This is a genomic window from Acinetobacter sp. Marseille-Q1618, assembly GCF_902809855.1.
GTDB lineage: Bacteria > Pseudomonadota > Gammaproteobacteria > Pseudomonadales > Moraxellaceae > Acinetobacter.
Genome location: NZ_CADDWJ010000002.1, coordinates 345,418 through 360,988, shown reverse-complemented (window position 1 = coordinate 360,988; position 15,571 = coordinate 345,418). Strand labels below are relative to the sequence as shown.

General features: G+C 37.0%; 14 protein-coding genes. 8 read left to right on the top strand and 6 right to left on the bottom strand.

Features of this window, described 5'->3' with window-relative positions:
* Positions 1 to 24: 24 nt before the first annotated feature.
* Entirely contained in the window at positions 25 to 894 is an 870-nt protein-coding gene (locus HUS24_RS08905; protein WP_173911717.1) for a DMT family transporter, read from the bottom strand.
* Positions 895 to 1,135: 241 nt separating this feature from the next.
* On the opposite strand from HUS24_RS08905, the gene HUS24_RS08900 reads away from it, so the two are divergent.
* Together HUS24_RS08900 and HUS24_RS08895 are read left to right on the top strand one after the other, a co-directional pair.
* Positions 1,136 to 2,581 (top strand): SEL1-like repeat protein, encoded by a 1,446-nt coding sequence (locus tag HUS24_RS08900; protein ID WP_173911716.1) that lies wholly within the window; start codon positions 1,136 to 1,138, stop codon positions 2,579 to 2,581.
* A gap of 12 nt (positions 2,582 to 2,593) precedes the next feature.
* Positions 2,594 to 3,295 carry a metallophosphoesterase gene (locus tag HUS24_RS08895; RefSeq protein WP_173911715.1) on the top strand — a complete coding sequence of 234 codons (702 nt, stop codon included), beginning with the start codon at positions 2,594 to 2,596 and terminating at the stop codon, positions 3,293 to 3,295.
* A 27-nt stretch (positions 3,296 to 3,322) separates the two neighbouring features.
* On the opposite strand, the gene HUS24_RS08890 is transcribed toward HUS24_RS08895, so the two are convergent.
* Together HUS24_RS08890 and serA are read right to left on the bottom strand one after the other, a co-directional pair.
* Positions 3,323 to 4,213: an EamA family transporter gene (locus HUS24_RS08890; RefSeq protein WP_173911714.1), complete on the bottom strand. Its 891-nt coding sequence runs from the start codon at positions 4,211 to 4,213 to the stop codon at positions 3,323 to 3,325.
* 348 nt (positions 4,214 to 4,561) lie between these two features.
* The gene (gene serA, locus HUS24_RS08885; RefSeq protein WP_173911713.1) at positions 4,562 to 5,794 is read right to left on the bottom strand and encodes a phosphoglycerate dehydrogenase; all 1,233 of its coding nucleotides are present in this window, start codon (positions 5,792 to 5,794) and stop codon (positions 4,562 to 4,564) included.
* A 349-nt stretch (positions 5,795 to 6,143) separates the two neighbouring features.
* Here serA and HUS24_RS08880 point away from each other — a divergent pair, with 349 nt between their 5' ends.
* Both HUS24_RS08880 and HUS24_RS08875 read left to right on the top strand, forming a co-directional pair.
* Positions 6,144 to 7,553, top strand: coding sequence for an FAD-binding oxidoreductase (locus HUS24_RS08880; protein WP_173911712.1), 1,410 nt, complete (start codon positions 6,144 to 6,146; stop codon positions 7,551 to 7,553).
* A gap of 174 nt (positions 7,554 to 7,727) precedes the next feature.
* The gene (locus HUS24_RS08875) at positions 7,728 to 8,102 is read left to right on the top strand and encodes a hypothetical protein (protein ID WP_173911711.1); all 375 of its coding nucleotides are present in this window, start codon (positions 7,728 to 7,730) and stop codon (positions 8,100 to 8,102) included.
* 63 nt (positions 8,103 to 8,165) lie between these two features.
* Here the strand turns inward: HUS24_RS08875 and HUS24_RS08870 are convergent, their stop codons facing one another.
* Positions 8,166 to 9,452 (bottom strand): tetratricopeptide repeat protein, encoded by a 1,287-nt coding sequence (locus HUS24_RS08870; protein WP_173911710.1) that lies wholly within the window; start codon positions 9,450 to 9,452, stop codon positions 8,166 to 8,168.
* A gap of 223 nt (positions 9,453 to 9,675) precedes the next feature.
* On the opposite strand from HUS24_RS08870, the gene HUS24_RS08865 reads away from it, so the two are divergent.
* The 4 genes from HUS24_RS08865 to HUS24_RS08850 all read left to right on the top strand — a co-directional run bounded on the left by HUS24_RS08865 (position 9,676) and on the right by HUS24_RS08850 (position 14,283).
* The gene (locus HUS24_RS08865) at positions 9,676 to 11,094 is read left to right on the top strand and encodes an AbiH family protein (protein WP_173911709.1); all 1,419 of its coding nucleotides are present in this window, start codon (positions 9,676 to 9,678) and stop codon (positions 11,092 to 11,094) included.
* A gap of 5 nt (positions 11,095 to 11,099) precedes the next feature.
* Positions 11,100 to 11,864 carry a nucleotidyltransferase domain-containing protein gene (locus tag HUS24_RS08860; RefSeq protein WP_173911708.1) on the top strand — a complete coding sequence of 255 codons (765 nt, stop codon included), beginning with the start codon at positions 11,100 to 11,102 and terminating at the stop codon, positions 11,862 to 11,864.
* A gap of 24 nt (positions 11,865 to 11,888) precedes the next feature.
* Positions 11,889 to 12,764, top strand: coding sequence for a pirin family protein (locus HUS24_RS08855; protein WP_173911707.1), 876 nt, complete (start codon positions 11,889 to 11,891; stop codon positions 12,762 to 12,764).
* Between the two features lie 292 nt (positions 12,765 to 13,056).
* On the top strand, positions 13,057 to 14,283 hold the full coding sequence (locus tag HUS24_RS08850) for an MFS transporter (RefSeq protein WP_173911706.1): 1,227 nt from the start codon (positions 13,057 to 13,059) through the stop codon (positions 14,281 to 14,283).
* A gap of 95 nt (positions 14,284 to 14,378) precedes the next feature.
* Here the strand turns inward: HUS24_RS08850 and HUS24_RS08845 are convergent, their stop codons facing one another.
* Both HUS24_RS08845 and sodC read right to left on the bottom strand, forming a co-directional pair.
* The gene (locus HUS24_RS08845) at positions 14,379 to 14,663 is read right to left on the bottom strand and encodes a DUF3817 domain-containing protein (protein ID WP_173911705.1); all 285 of its coding nucleotides are present in this window, start codon (positions 14,661 to 14,663) and stop codon (positions 14,379 to 14,381) included.
* 303 nt (positions 14,664 to 14,966) lie between these two features.
* Positions 14,967 to 15,518, bottom strand: a complete 552-nt coding sequence (gene sodC / locus HUS24_RS08840) for a superoxide dismutase family protein (RefSeq protein WP_173911704.1) — start codon at positions 15,516 to 15,518, stop codon at positions 14,967 to 14,969.
* Between the last annotated feature and the right edge of the window lie 53 nt (positions 15,519 to 15,571).

Genomic DNA, 15,571 nt, shown 5'->3' with positions numbered 1-15,571 from the left:
CAGCCCAATTTTAATTTTGTCAGGTCAATGTTTAAGCGTTTGCGTTTTAGGTCTAAATGTCACACCAATTGAAGCCACCATGATGCACACTAAAGCGATAGTTTGCCAAATCGTAATATGTTCTTTCAGCAAAACCATGCCTGCAATCGCAGCTAAGGCAGGAGAAAGGCTGGACAGTGTACCGTAGCTGAGTTTGCTTAATGTTTTAAGTGCCATCAAGTCCAAAGCATAAGGAATAACGGTCGCTAAAAGTGCAATGATTAATGCTTGTCCCCAATATTGGGTTTGCATTAAAGCACTAGGATTATGTACTGCGCTGATCGGTAACATCACCAAGGCAGACAAGGCAATCGCAATGGTGAGTGCATGCATGCCAATATTTTGCCGTACAACTTTTTGTCCAAAATAAATATAAAAAGCCCAAAACACACCAGCACTCAATGCAAATGCAGCACCGAGATAAGAAAAGTTGTGTTGATGAGCATCTTGCCACGGTACCATTAACGCAATGCCAATAATCGCAAGACAAACCCAAATGTAATCTATCTTACGTTGAATCGAGAGTAAGGCTAAGGTGAGTGGGCCTAAAAACTCTAAACCGACCGCAATACCTTGCGGGAGTTTGCCGAGTGAGGCATAAAATAACACATTCATTAAACAGACTGAGGCGCTATAAAACAGCAAGTCTTTCCATTTTAAATGCGGTAAACGTTTGATGATTTTCCAAGAACGGAACATCACGAAAACTAAAATCGCAGCGAAACATAAACGCAGGGTAACAACGGTTAAAGGATCTAAAACTTGAAATAATTGTTTCGCAAAAGATGCACTAATCTGATATGCCACCATCGACATAATCATGTAAAAAACAGCGAGCAGTTGAGAGTTTTGCATAGCTCTGAAAAAATTAAATATCGCAGCATTCTAGCATTTTATTATTTCAAAAAGGTGAGATTGTCATTAAGATATATCTGATCTAGGGTTGAGTGATTATTTAAAATATTCAACCAATTAGAGTTCTTTTGTTCATGCTCATATTTTTTATTTTAAATTTTTAAATTAAAAAGAGTGAAATAGCGAAAAGAATAGAACAATGAAATCGTTAAAATTGTGATGCGATACAATGGGTAATCAAATGTCAGACACTAAAATAGACAACAAATCATCTTCACAATCGGAAAATACAGTCGTTTATGGGGACGATCATGCTGCAAATTATCAGCATGTTTTAGAATTAGAAAAAATCGGTTTTGCACAAAGCAACCAAGATGCACAGCAACGTGTTGACCTTTTGGTCAATGCATCAAATGACAACTTTGCAGCAGCCAGTACACGATTGGGACAATGGCATTTAATTGGGCATTATTTACCACAAGATATTGAATCCTCGATTTTATTTTTTCAGCATGCGGCAAAACTAGGCGATGCGTTGGCGATGGTGGAATTGGCACATATTGGGCTGCAATCTTTAAGTCCGAATGTCAGTGCTGAGCAAGGTTTAGAATATTTAAAACACGCAGTGGATTTAAACCATCCTGAAGCAATTTATGCCTCTGCTTTACATATTTTAGAAAATAATGCTGACGCTGCTTTAAATCTCTTGATTCATAATTATCAACAAAACCAACATGAGCCAAGTTTAAAAGCTTGTATTGAAAATAGTGGCTTTGATCAAGACAAAGTTAATCAAAAGTTAGAACTCATGGCGAATGCTGATAGTTATGCCAGTGCTTTATTAGCCTTTCAATATTTTAAACAAGGCAATGATAAAAAAGCCTTTCAATATGCTCAACAAGCACAGGAACAAAATGATCCTTATGGTTGTTATGTTCGTGCTTTGATGGAAGAACAAAACCCGAAAGGTGACCCAAAAGTTGTGCATGAGTTTTTAATGAAAGCGGCACAACTTGGACATGTTGAAGCATCTTATTGGGCGGGCGTGGAAAAACTACGTTATGCAGACTTATCGCAAGACAGTGCAGAACAAATACAGCTTAATCAGCAAGCTTTTAAGTTAATCGAGTTTGCTGCCCTACAAGGTTATGTCGCTGCGCAATATTCTTATGGGCAATGTTTGCGTATGGGGATTGGCACAGAAAAAAATCCTGAATATGGCATGCAATGGCTAAATAAAGCAGCACAACAGGGCAATGCAGATGCACAATTTGATTTAGCAATGGCGCTAAATCTGGAGCATCCTCAACATCTGCCTTTACTTACTGCTGCTGCAAAAAATGCACATGTACAGGCAATGTTATGTATGGCAATTCATGAGCAGCGTCAGCAACAATTTGTTCAAGCGATTCAATGGCTAGATCTTGCACAGCAAGCAAACTCAGCACGTGCTTCTTATTTGTTGGCGCAAATGTATCGTGCAGGGCAAGGGGTAGAGCCTGACCTTAAATATGCCGTAGAATTATTAGTTAAAGCTGCGGATGGTGGTGATGTAGATGCTTATTTTGAGCTTTATCAAGCATATTCACAAGGTTTAGGTGTGCGTAAAAACAAGAAAAATGCCAACAAATACTTGAACTTAGCCAAACAAAATCAGCATATCGAGGCATGTGCAATAGCGTTATAACCGAGGACATATATGCAGTTTAACAACCCCATTGAATATTATCATCACACGCAAGGTCGCTTGTTTGTGGTGGGGGATATTCATGGCTGTTATGATGAGTTAATGCGAGCTTTACAAAAAACTCAGTTTGATTTCCAGCAGGATTTATTGGTTTCTGTGGGTGATTTAGTTGATCGAGGTGCAGACAGTTTTAAGTGCCTGAATTTGATTCATGAACCTTGGTTTAAAAGCATTTTGGGCAATCATGAGGAAATGTGTTTGTATGCTGCGATTGATCCGATCATGGCAAAACTGCATGCACAACATGGTGGCGAGTGGTTTTATGCCTTATCGGAAGCAGATCAGCAATATGTAGTTGAAGTCTGCCAAGCTCTACCGATTGTGTTAGAAATAGAATATCTAGGGCGAAAGTATGGCTTTGTGCATGGTGACATTGAACAAAATGATTGGGATGTTTTAAAAGCCAATATTCATCAGGAAAACTATCGTGAAATAGCACTTTGGGGGCGTTCTCGTGTGCGTAACTCTGCGAAGAAAAACTTTCAGACTATTCAAGGTATAGATACAGTTTTTCTTGGACATACGGTGGTTGATTTGGTGACTAAACGACACAATTGTTATTTTATCGACACAGGTGCAGTGTTTGATATGCGTTTAACGCTACTGCAAATACATCCAGATCTACCGATCGAACAACAAGTAATTTTGGTTTAGGTCGTTATTTTCACAACATTTAAAAAACTACTTTTGCAATTTTTCTTCAACTGCTTTTTTCGCTTGCTGTGTGGTATAGGTACAGCCGATAGATGCTGCAATAATCACAATTAAAGCCAACCATTGTGTCCATAACAATTGTTCATGTAAAAATACAAAGCCTGACAGTGCTGCAATGGCAGGTTCTAAACTGGTCAGTGTACCAAATGCAAAGGGCGATAAGCTTCGCAGCGCCACCATTTCTAAACTAAAAGGCAAAGCACTTGCCAAAATGGCTAAGGCAGTAAACAACATTAAATTGTCAGGGTGAAAGGTGGTCAGTGGCATGCCTGCAAAAATGGCAATCGGCATAAGACAACACATGCCGATGAACATTCCCAAACATACGGTGTGATTGCCTGAAATACCTGAAGGTTTTTGTCCAAAAATAATATACATTGCCCAACATGCACCTGCGCCTAAAGCAAAAGCGATACCGATGGGGTCGAGTTGTTGATGACTTTGATCAAAAGGAAAGAGGAGCACTAAACCTAGAATTGCCAAGCCGATCCAAATAAAATCAAACTTTTGTCGTGCATAAAATAACGCAACACTGAGTGGGCCTATAAACTCAAAAGAAACGGCGATGCCTAAAGGCAAACGCTCAATCGACAAATAAAACAGAGCATTCATACCCGCCAAAGCAATACCGTAGCGAATGACTGCCGACCAATTGATCTGTTTAAAATTAATCTGCCAAATTTTAAAAATCACTGCCAAAATCAAAGACCCCAATAACAGACGCATAGCGGAAACTGTCAGAATTGGAAACTGATTAAACATAAGTTTGGCAAGTGAACCACTACTTTGCATACTGATCATGGCGATGAACAGTAAAATGAGCGCTTGTAGATGTGGTGTGGCTTTTAAATTTGGCATGGGTCTAAGATAAACTAAATTGGGTTTGAGCACTTGAACAATAAGAAAAATATTAGCGTTCTTGCATCAGCTATTTTGAATCTGCATAGATTCACAACGAAAGTTCCCTCTTCTAAGCTAAATTTAAAAGTAGTGCTTTAAATTTAATGCAAGTGAGGGCTGGGGAAGAGGTTTTATATGAAGAACGCCTTCATCCTAACCTTCTTCAAAGGAGAAGCGACTTTCAATGTTAATTTTATACTGATGGGTGATGACTTTATGACTTAAGCAATAGGTCTATTTCAGTGAATCATGATTTAATAAAGAAAAAACCACAGGCATTTACCTGTGGTTTTTTGATGAAATGTATTAGAACAATACGCGTACGCGGATTGTACCTTCAACTTCATGTAATGTATCAAGTGCTTCTTGCGATGCAGTTGCATCCACATCCATAACCAAATAACCGACATCACCTTTGGTCATTAATGATTGACCAGAGATATTGATACCATGTTCTGCAAACAAGTTATTGATTTTAGAAAGAACGCCTGGCACGTTTTTATGAATATGCAGTAAACGATGCTTACCTTCAGTCAATGGCAATGCAATTTCAGGGAAGTTGACTGCAGATAACGTCATACCTTTATCAGAGTATGCAATAAATTTATCAGCCACTTCTAAACCAATATTTGCTTGCGCTTCCATGGTTGAACCCCCTACGTGCGGTGTTAAAATCACGTTCGGTAAGTTACGTAATGGAGAAACAAACTCTTCACCATTGGCTTTAGGCTCTTTCGGGAATACGTCAACCGCAGCACCTGCAATGTGACCTGATTTCAACGCATCTGCAAGGTCTTCAATAATCACACATGTACCACGTGCAGCATTAATGAAGATTGAACCTTCTTTCATTTGTGCAAATTGTTCTTTACCCATGAAATTACGTGTAGAAGGTACATCTGGAACATGGATGGATACTACGTCTGCATTTGCAAGAAGTTCACCCATTGTGCCGACTTGACGTGCATTACCTAATGGTAATTTCGTCACAGCATCATAATAAATTACGTGCATTCCCATGCTTTCTGCAAGTACAGAAAGTTGAGAACCAATTGAGCCGTAACCCACGATACCTAAAGTTTTACCACGTGTTTCAAATGAACCTACCGCTGATTTATTCCAGCCGCCTGCGTGTGTATCTGTAGATTTTTCAGGTACACGACGCAAAAGAAGAATAGCTTCAGCAAGTACAAGTTCAGCCACTGAACGTGTATTTGAATACGGTGCATTAAATACTGGAATACCACGAACCATCGCAGCATTTAAGTTCACTTGGTTTGTACCAATACAGAAACAACCGACAGCAATCAGTTTATTCGCCGCTTCAAAAACTTCTTCAGTCAGTTGAGTACGCGAACGAATCCCAATAAAGTGTGCATCTTTAATCGCTTCTTTCAACGCTTCACCCTCAAGCGCAGTTTTACGATAGTCGATGTTGGTGTATCCGGCAGCATTTAGTGTGTCGATTGCGTTTTGATGAACGCCTTCTAACAACAAGAAACGAATTTTATCTTTAGGCAGTGAAAGATGTTGGCTCATTACGGCTCCGCTACAAAGGCCAAATTTAGTGGCGATATAATAACATAGGACGAGGGGCGATATACATTTCCTTTATGACGATGATCACAGGTATTTTGGTGAAATATGAGTCATAACTTGTCGTTAGTGGTCTATTTAACTGTGTAATTTGCAAAGAAAGCTGATCAAAACGCTATTTTCTACAGGTTTTTAGAAAAAATGGCTTATAATAATGACGCGTGAAAATAGCCTGTATCTACGGTGCTGCTTTTATATTCACACTTGTCTAAGATTTATTCTATTTATTTTCTATAGATAGAATCATTTCTAAGCACTTTCTACTTGTTTACTTCTGCTAGGTCTGCAAACGATGAACGCTCCAGTCGCTTTAACACCTGAGTTATTGACCCAATTAACTGCAATTGTTGGTGAAAACCGCATTAAAACAGATGCGGATAGCCTCGAAAATTGGGGACGTGATCACACTAAACATTTTGATCCAAATCCATCAGTCATCGTCTTTCCTGCAAGTACAGAGCAAGTGCAAGCCATTGTAAAACTTGCCAACCAATTTAATGTTGCAATTACACCATCGGGCGGTCGTACGGGTTTATCTGCGGGTGCAGTTGCAGCCAATGGTGAAATCGTGATCAGCATGGACAAAATGAACCAAATTCTTGAGTTCTTTCCTGCTGACCGTATGGTACGTGTACAAGCAGGCGTAGTGACTGAACAATTGCAAAATTATGCTGAAGAACAAGGCATGTATTATCCAGTAGATTTTGCATCTTCTGGTTCATCGCAAATCGGTGGGAATATTGGTACTAACGCAGGCGGTATCAAAGTCATCAAATACGGCATGACACGTAACTGGGTGTTAGGCTTGACGGTGGTAACTGGTAAAGGTGACATCATTCGCTTAAACAAAGGCATGATTAAAAATGCGACTGGTTATGCGATGCAGCATTTATTTATCGGTGCAGAAGGGACTTTAGGCTTAGTCACTGAAGCAGAAATCAAACTAGAACGTCAACCACATGACTTGCAAGTTTTGGTACTGGGTGTACCTGACTTTGATGCAATCATGCCTGTACTCCATGCTTTCCAAAAGAAAATCGACCTCACTGCATTTGAGTTCTTTGGTGAATTGGCGATGCAAAAAGTATTGGATCGTGGTCATGTACAACGTCCATTTGAAACAGAGTGTCCATTCTATGTGTTGCTTGAATTTGAAGCACCGTATGAACCGATTATGGACGCAGCAATGGAAATCTTTGAACATTGCATGGAGCAAGGCTGGGTGCTTGATGGGGTAATGAGCCAAAGTCTTGAACAAGTTCAAAGTTTATGGCGTTTACGTGAAGACATTTCAGAAACGATCGCACCATTTACACCGTATAAAAATGACATTTCTGTGTTGATTACGCATGTTCCTGCATTTATTAAAGAAATTGATGCAATTGTAGCGTCAAATTATCCAGATTTTGAAATTTGCTGGTTCGGTCATATTGGTGATGGTAATTTGCATTTAAATATTTTAAAACCTGCTGATTTATCGAAAGATGAATTCTTTGCTAAATGTCAGGTCGTAAATAAATATGTGTTTGAAACTGTGAAAAAATATGAGGGTTCGATCTCTGCGGAGCATGGCGTGGGTATGACCAAAAAACCATATTTGGACTACACACGTACTGCTGAAGAAATCGAATACATGAAAGCCCTGAAAAAAGTGTTTGATCCAAATGGCATCATGAATCCAGGTAAATTATTTGATCTTTAATATTTTGAAGTAAAATTTAAACGCTCTTTCGGGAGCGTTTTTTTATGTTTTGTAGGCTTTGTTGCATAAAGCTGTTAGAAATTTAAAATACCAGCTCAAGTCACAGTTTTAAAACAGTGTTAATGTGCCGAACATAGCATCATAAACACATGTTTGTTTTTTGGGGTCATTATAATGATTCGTTTATTGTCTATTTCTGCGTTGTGTTTGGCAGCATTTACGGGTTGTGCAACTACTGAAAAATTGGCCAGTAAAGTGAGTTTTGGTGGTTCAGATACACCGATGCAACAGGTGATTAAAGCACAACCATCTATTCTTAAAAATCAAAATAGTCTGTCAGTACGTCAGGTTTTTAACCGTGTTGAAAATCCAACCGCTGCACAAATTGCGGTAATTGATTCAAATTTACTGGATGATTCGGTCAGTGCAATTCGTACGGATTATATTTTTAAACGTGTAGATAATGCTTGGAAATTACAAGAGACCAAAAAGAGCTATCAGTGCCAACGTGGAAATAATAAAAATTTCCAAACGCAACGATGTTCTTAATTGAATCGGCATTTGGTGTACCTACGAGATCGTATTTCTCGTAGGTTTTTGATAAATTAAAAGTTAATACATGCGATGGAACAAACGTATTTCATCTGCTTTCGGTAAAACATCACCATAACCGAGTTCTTGATACAGTTTTGTGGTTTTTTTACGCCAGAACTCAGCTTGTTTGGCATCTGCTTTAAATCCTTTTGTACCATTTTCATATAAATTCACCAGTAAAATGCCCGCAGTGGGATTGCCTTGTTCAAGTGATTTTTTATAAAGCTCTGTGGCTTTCTTAGGGTCAGCTTGGACTAAATGTCCATGTTCATAATAACGTGCCAAATCTAACAATGCCCGATCATGCCCCAGTGCAATCGCTTGGTTCAAGTATTCAATCGACTTTTTCGGATTATAAATATCCCACTCTTTTTGTGCATACAGCTCGGATAGGGTGTAAAAGGCGTCTTTTTCTTTTTTGGCTGCTTTGTGTTCTGCAATGAATAGCTCAGGTTCGTAGGTCAGTTCATCAAACTTTTTCTTTGAGTTGAGTAGTCTTAAAATAGTGTGTTGTGCGGCAAGATTATTTTCATGATTAGACATTTTATAATAATCCATTGCATCCTCAATGGGTTGATGATTTATTTTTTTATTTTCAATCATCTGTCCCATCATGTAAGCAATAAAACCTGTGGGATCAATTTGTATAGAATATAAATGATTGGCTTTTTCCCAGTATTTGAGCGCTTTTTCTTGATCTTCAGGTCGCCCATCACCATAAGCATAGCTATATGCAAGGTATGCCCAAAATGCAGCAGGATAATCGGCATTGCTAGGCTCGTCTGCAAAAAAACTAAAATAATCAATGGCATTTTTTTGTAGTCCAACATGCCCGATTTGATGGATGAATCGAATACCAAGTAATTCGAGTGCTTGTGAACTACCAAGCTCTGCTGCTTCATAGATTAAATCATTGGCTTTGCTTTGGTCTTTTTTTACCCCATCACCCAAATCGTACTTTTTGGCTTCGAGAAGTTTTTTATAGATTTTCAGATCATTTTCATCGACTTCGGGCATATTTGTAGCAGTTGCATGCTCAGTTTGATTTGATGTTCCGATATTGATTTCAGAAGGATCCATGCCAAGTGCTTTTGCTAGCATTTGTTGTATTTTTTGCTGTGGGCGTGTTGGGTCTATGAGATATTCATTCCAAAGAGCAAGGTTGAATTTTTCCATATCATTGCGTTGATGAAATTCAGCAAAGATCGGTGTGTGTTGCACAGAGGAGAGAGAATTATGTTTTGTGCTGTTTTGTAGGTTTGGTGTTGTGCTTGCTAATCCATTTTGGAATGGTATAAAAGGCATTAAAATCGCAGAGCAAAGGCTTAGTGTGAGAAGTGGTTTTTTCATTTGTAGTTAAAATATATGATTGAATTTCGTTAAGTATTTATAGCAAAAATAACTTTTAAGCTGTGTTAAGTTGAGTAAATTTTAAATGTTTGGAAAATTTAACTTTTCTTTTGAAATTTGGAAATACATCCTCATTAACTTGTATCTGACTTAATAATTTTTTGGGAAATAACAATAAATGAATATTTTGATTGTAGGCAATGGTTTTGATCTTTCGCACTATTTGCCGACAAAGTATGACCATTTTATGGATGTGATGAAAGCGATTGAAGAAAAGGATTTAGGTCAACCTGTAGCCAATGTTTTTAAAAATTCTGTTGAAGATTTTCCTACACTTTTAATGAAGTTTTTTGAAATAAAAAATGCTTTAAATGAAAAAAGTTATGAAATGAGTTTTGACGAATTATTTAGTAAAAGTCGTGAAAAATGGTTTATTGATAAAACAAAATCAATGTATAGCACAAATGAAATCAAACTGTCATTTCAGCAAATTTTTGAACTGCAATATAAACTTAAAAATAATGGTTGGTATCAATATTTTAAGAATTATGTCGAAGAAATAAAAACATGGATTGATTTTGAACAAAAAATTGAAGAAGTATTGACTGTATTGGCTAATTGTATTTTAGAGATAGAACAAGTAAAAAGGCCTAGTAAATTATTTGAATATTTTAGATATGAATTAGAAGATGGGCATCGGATTAGTGAACGAAACTTTAAAGTTTTAAGCATTTTTAATTTTATTACGTTAGAGCTTTTTAACCTAAACCTACCATTAGCAGGGGCAATAAGTGAGAGAAGTAATTTAAATCCTAAATTTTGTCATGGTGAAGATTTACAGAATGGTCTAAATCCATCTAGTTTATTGGATTATTTGCAGAAGCAACTAGAGGAATTCATTGAAATATTTAACTTATATCTTGAGTTAGTAGTTTGTCAGTTATTGCCAATAGAAACTTTTTCTATAGATAGTAAAGATTGGGTCTATCCAGATAAAATTTATTCTTTTAATTATACAAATACCTATCAACGACTTTATGATTCTGTGGAAATTGACTACTTACATGGAAGTCATGGTGAAGAACAAAATATAGTCCTTGGCGTATCTGATCTAGAGGATGAATCTTTAAAGAAAATTAAAGCTTATGGTTTTACCAAATATCATCAGAAACTTTTTAAAGATACGGATTATTTATTTTTAGATGGATTTAAGGAAAAAGTTAAAAATCATGAAAAAAGGTTAGAAGAATTTGAAAGAGATTATCAATTGGCAGATAAATCTGATCATAGAAAGCTTTTTGGAATTGGTGAAAAATTAAACTTAAAAATTTTTATTTGGGGACATTCATTAGATATTTCAGACAAAGATTATATTTTAGATTTATTTAGTTTAAATGATGATGTAGATCGAAATGTAAGAGTGACAGTTTACTATTTTAATAAGACAGCCAAATTTGATTTGTTGAACAATTTATTAGCAATTTTAGGCAAAGACAAAGTTGAGCATTGGATGAAAAATAAGTGGCTTCAATTTAAAGAAAATCCAAAAATTGTCCCAGAAAGTGCTATAACTTTAGAAGATTTACCTAAAACGTGAAAACAATGAACATCCAACAAGAAATCCAAAACTTATTCCAAAACCGAGATGAACATCCACTGTTTTATATCGAAAGTGGCAGCCGTTTATGGGGCATGGCAAGCCCAGATAGCGACTACGATGTGCGAGGTTTTCACCTACCATCCAAAGCACAATATTACGACTATCGTAAACACCGTGATTTGATCGAAATTATGGATGGCGATTTCGACTTTGTTTCTTTCGATCTCAATAAAATGTTTGGTTTACTTGCTAAAAGCAATCCAACTGTCTTGGAATGGGCTCGTGCGCATATCGTTTACTTTAATGAATTTCCTGAATGGGAAAAATTTAGAGATGAACTGCTTGAACGTATAGATTATAAGGCTTTGTATTATCATTATTTATCACTTGCTAAAGGAGGGATGAATGTGATGCAAACTGCGGATAATTTTACTTATAAAAAAGTGTTTTATTCGATTCGTGGTTTGATGTCAGCCGAACTGGCAACCCAAAAAATCATGCCTGAATTACGCATTACCAATTTATTTGAACAGATTGACGCAGATGATCGACTGCGCCATTGGGCAGAAGATTATTTAGAAATCAAAAAACAGCAAAAAGAAAAGGCACAAGTCCCTGAAATAGAACAAAGGCAAATTTTAAACTTATTGAATGATAAAATCGAAGCACTACATTTACGTTCGATTGAACCGACCAATGATTTGGAAAAATTGCAGCAATATTTAACCGAATATAGCTTTCATTTAAAACAACATTTTTATGGTTAACTTTATATTGAGGAGTATAACAAGATGAAAACACTTGCTTTTATCCATCGCAACGACACGATATTTTCAGTGGGCGATTTTCATCCTGTTAAAACTATTTTTTCTCATCATGAGTTAGGGACTACCGTTTCACCATTTCTTTTGCTTGATCATTTAGGTCCTGGATTTTTAAAACCTAGCCATTTGCGTAAAGGAGTCGATGAACATCCGCATCGTGGCTTTGAAACCGTGACGATCATGTTTCAGGGCGAGCTTGAGCATCGAGATTCATCGGGTGGTGGCGGTATCATTGCCGAAGGGGATGTACAATGGATGACTGCAGCATCAGGTGTGATTCATAAAGAAGTATTTAGTGAAACATTTTCCAAACAAGGCGGTGCGTTTGAAATCGTACAACTTTGGATCAATTTACCCGCCAAAGATAAGCTGAATCCTGCACGTTATCAAAGTCTTAAAAAAGCTGATATTCCTGTACTGCAACTTAATGATAATGCAGGAACTGTTCGAGTGATCGCAGGGCAGTATGCTGAAAAAGAAGGAATAGCCAAAACGCATACGCCAATGACAGTTTTAGATATAGATTTAAAAGCAGGTCGAACTGCGATTTTTCCTGCCAAAGAAGGCGATAGTACCTTGATCTATCTGCGCACAGGGAGATTACAGTTTGATGCTAAGGATGAAAACTTAGATGACCAAGCACTTGCGGTCATGTCGAGTCATGGTGAACAGGTGCAAGTCACTGCATTAAAAGACAGCAAATTTTTATTGCTGTCTGCTGCACCTTTGAATGAGCCTATGAATGCCAAAGGTTTTTTTGTGATGAATACTTACACAGAAATTTTACAAGCTTATGACGACCTAAAAGCAGGAAAATTTATTCAGGAGGTAGAAACGGAATGATCTGTTTCAAAGTCTAAATGAGAAAATGCAAATTTTTACTCGTCACAAAAATGAAATTTTGTTAAGCTATATTGACTTGATAAAGTAAAACACTTTATTAAGTTATGCATTTTATATTAAAAATTCTTTTAGACACCTTGTGAATACGGTGTTTCTCATTGTGATTTCTCACGAAATTTTCAAAATAAATTTATTCTTCTCTTGATACTTGCTATTGGGCTTGAGGCATGTGTTTGTCTAGCTTTAGCAAGTATGTATTTTTAACGATGTAAAATGATTTACAGGCGCAATCATGCAAAATACTCAAACAACATTGAGCCGTGCCACTCTGATGTTTCCTTTGGCATTGGTTCTGTTTGAATTTTCGGTGTATATCGGAAATGATTTAGTACAACCTGCGATGCTTGCGATTACCAAAGAATTTGGTGTGAGTAGTGCGTGGGCACCTTCATCTATGTCCTTTTATTTATTGGGTGGGGCGTGTGTTGCGTGGTTATTGGGTCCTTTATCAGACCGTTTAGGACGTAAAAAAGTACTGTTAGCAGGCGTGGCATTTTTTGTGATCACCTGTCTTTTGATTTTATTCACGCAGCATATTGAAAGTTTTTTAGCATTACGTTTTTTACAGGGCTTTGGGCTTTCAGTGATTGCAGCAGTAGGTTATGCCGCGATTCAGGAAAGCTTTGCAGAGCGAGATGCAATTAAAGTTATGGCGCTCATGGCGAATATTTCTTTACTTGCTCCATTGATCGGCCCTGTCATTGGTGCATTTTTGATTGACCATGTGTCTTGGCATTGGGGATTTATTGGGATTGCATTTTTGGCATTTCTGAGTTGGTTTGGCTTAAAAGCTAAAATGCCAGAGCCGAAAGGCAGCATCCCCAAACAACCTCTAAGCTATATGTGGGATGACTATAAGCAGGTTTTTAAAAATAAAAGCTTTATGATCATGACGCTTGGCTTACCTATGGTGGCAATGCCTTTAATGCTATGGATCGCACTTTCTCCTGTGATGTTGGTAGAGGAATTAGGTTTAAGCAGCTTGCAATACGGCTTGGCGCAATTTCCTGTTTTAGGCGGATTAATTGTCGGTAACATTGTTCTGATCAAACTTGTAGACCGTTTGGCATTGGGAAAAACTGTATTGATTGGTTTACCCTTGATGTTACTGGGTACAGCCATTGTTGTTGCTGGGGTGATTTGGCGAGAGTATTTTCTCTATGCTGTCATTCTCGGCATGACGTTGGTGAGCTTTGGTGAAGGTATTAGCTTCTCGGTATTATACCGTTTTGCATTGATGTCATCGGATGTATCCAAAGGTACAGTTGCAGCTGCAGTTTCGGTATTGATGATGTTTATCTTTTTCTTTGTTATTGAATTTGTTCGGATAATGTACGAATATTTTCATCTATGGGCGTATGCATTGTCCTGTTTTATCTTAATTTTTTTATGGTTTAGTTTGCCACGAACAATTTTGAAAAAAATTATGCAACAACGTCAAGTGCAGGGTGATTTTTAAATTATTTCCTCTAACCCCTCCTGATAAGGAGGGGGAACTTTGATGCTGTTTTTGTTAATTGCTTCTGCAAGGAGAGGGATTTTTTAAGCGCGTAGTTACTGCGCTATTTTCTTGAGTTTATGATCAAAAACGAAAGGTCCAAAAGGTAAAATAGAAGCAATCAGTCCTAAAATAAACATTTTAATAGACCATTTTTGTTTTTCGCAGACTACAAATAAAACCACTAAAAACAAAATGAAAAGTACACCATGACCCATGCCGACATATTTAACTAAAATAGGATTATCAAACATATATTTCATTGGCATCGCAATGAATAATAACAATAAAAATGAAATACCTTCTAAGAAACCGATTATGCGCAAAGTTTTGATGTTCATGGTCACTGGATCAAATGAGAATGAATATTGAGTGTAACTGAATCAAAATAGAAAGCAAATGGAAAAAATCAAATATTAAAGATTTAACTATTTGAAAATATTTAAAAATAATAAATTATTGTGGCTTGAAAATTTATAAAAATATGATTTTTTGATAGAGTAAATTAACTTGTATCGCTGTAAAAATGGATTAAAAAACTAAAGGATTTTAAGCATTCATTATATTTTGGGGATAACTTTTTGAGAACTGTGAATAAATACAGATTTATCCACAGCTTGAGTATTTTTTCGTATTTTAAAATATTAGATCACGCCACAAGCAATTCGGTCACCGCCACCGCCTAAAGGTTTTGGATGATCAGAATAGTTATCACCACCTGCATGTACCATAATTGCTAAGCCTTGAATATCATTGAGTTTTAAACGTGGAGCATAGACCGTAGTTTTAGCATTGCCTTCAGTATCCACATTTAACACAGGCAAATCACCTAAATGACCATCATTGGGTGTACCATGACCTTTGGCTTGATTTGGATTGAAGTGTCCACCAGCAGCCAGTGCAGCTCCCATTTTTCCATCTTTTTCAGCAGGTTCACATGAGCCTTTTTCATGAATATGAAAGCCATGAAAGCCAGAAGGCAACTGATTTAAATTGGTGGTAATTTTTAAACCCTGAGCACTGTCTTGTAAATTAATTGTACCAATTTTTTCACCGATACCAGAGGCGCTCACCGCATGTACATCCACAGTTTTATGTGTAGAAGTTTGAGTGGTTTCGGTGGTCGTACAAGCAACAGTGGTAAAACCCAATAAAGCCGTCAAAGCAGTAATTTTAAAAATAGTCAGAGCGGACATATCCATAAGTATCCTATATTTTGTTGTATATTTGGCTATTCAAACATTCAAAA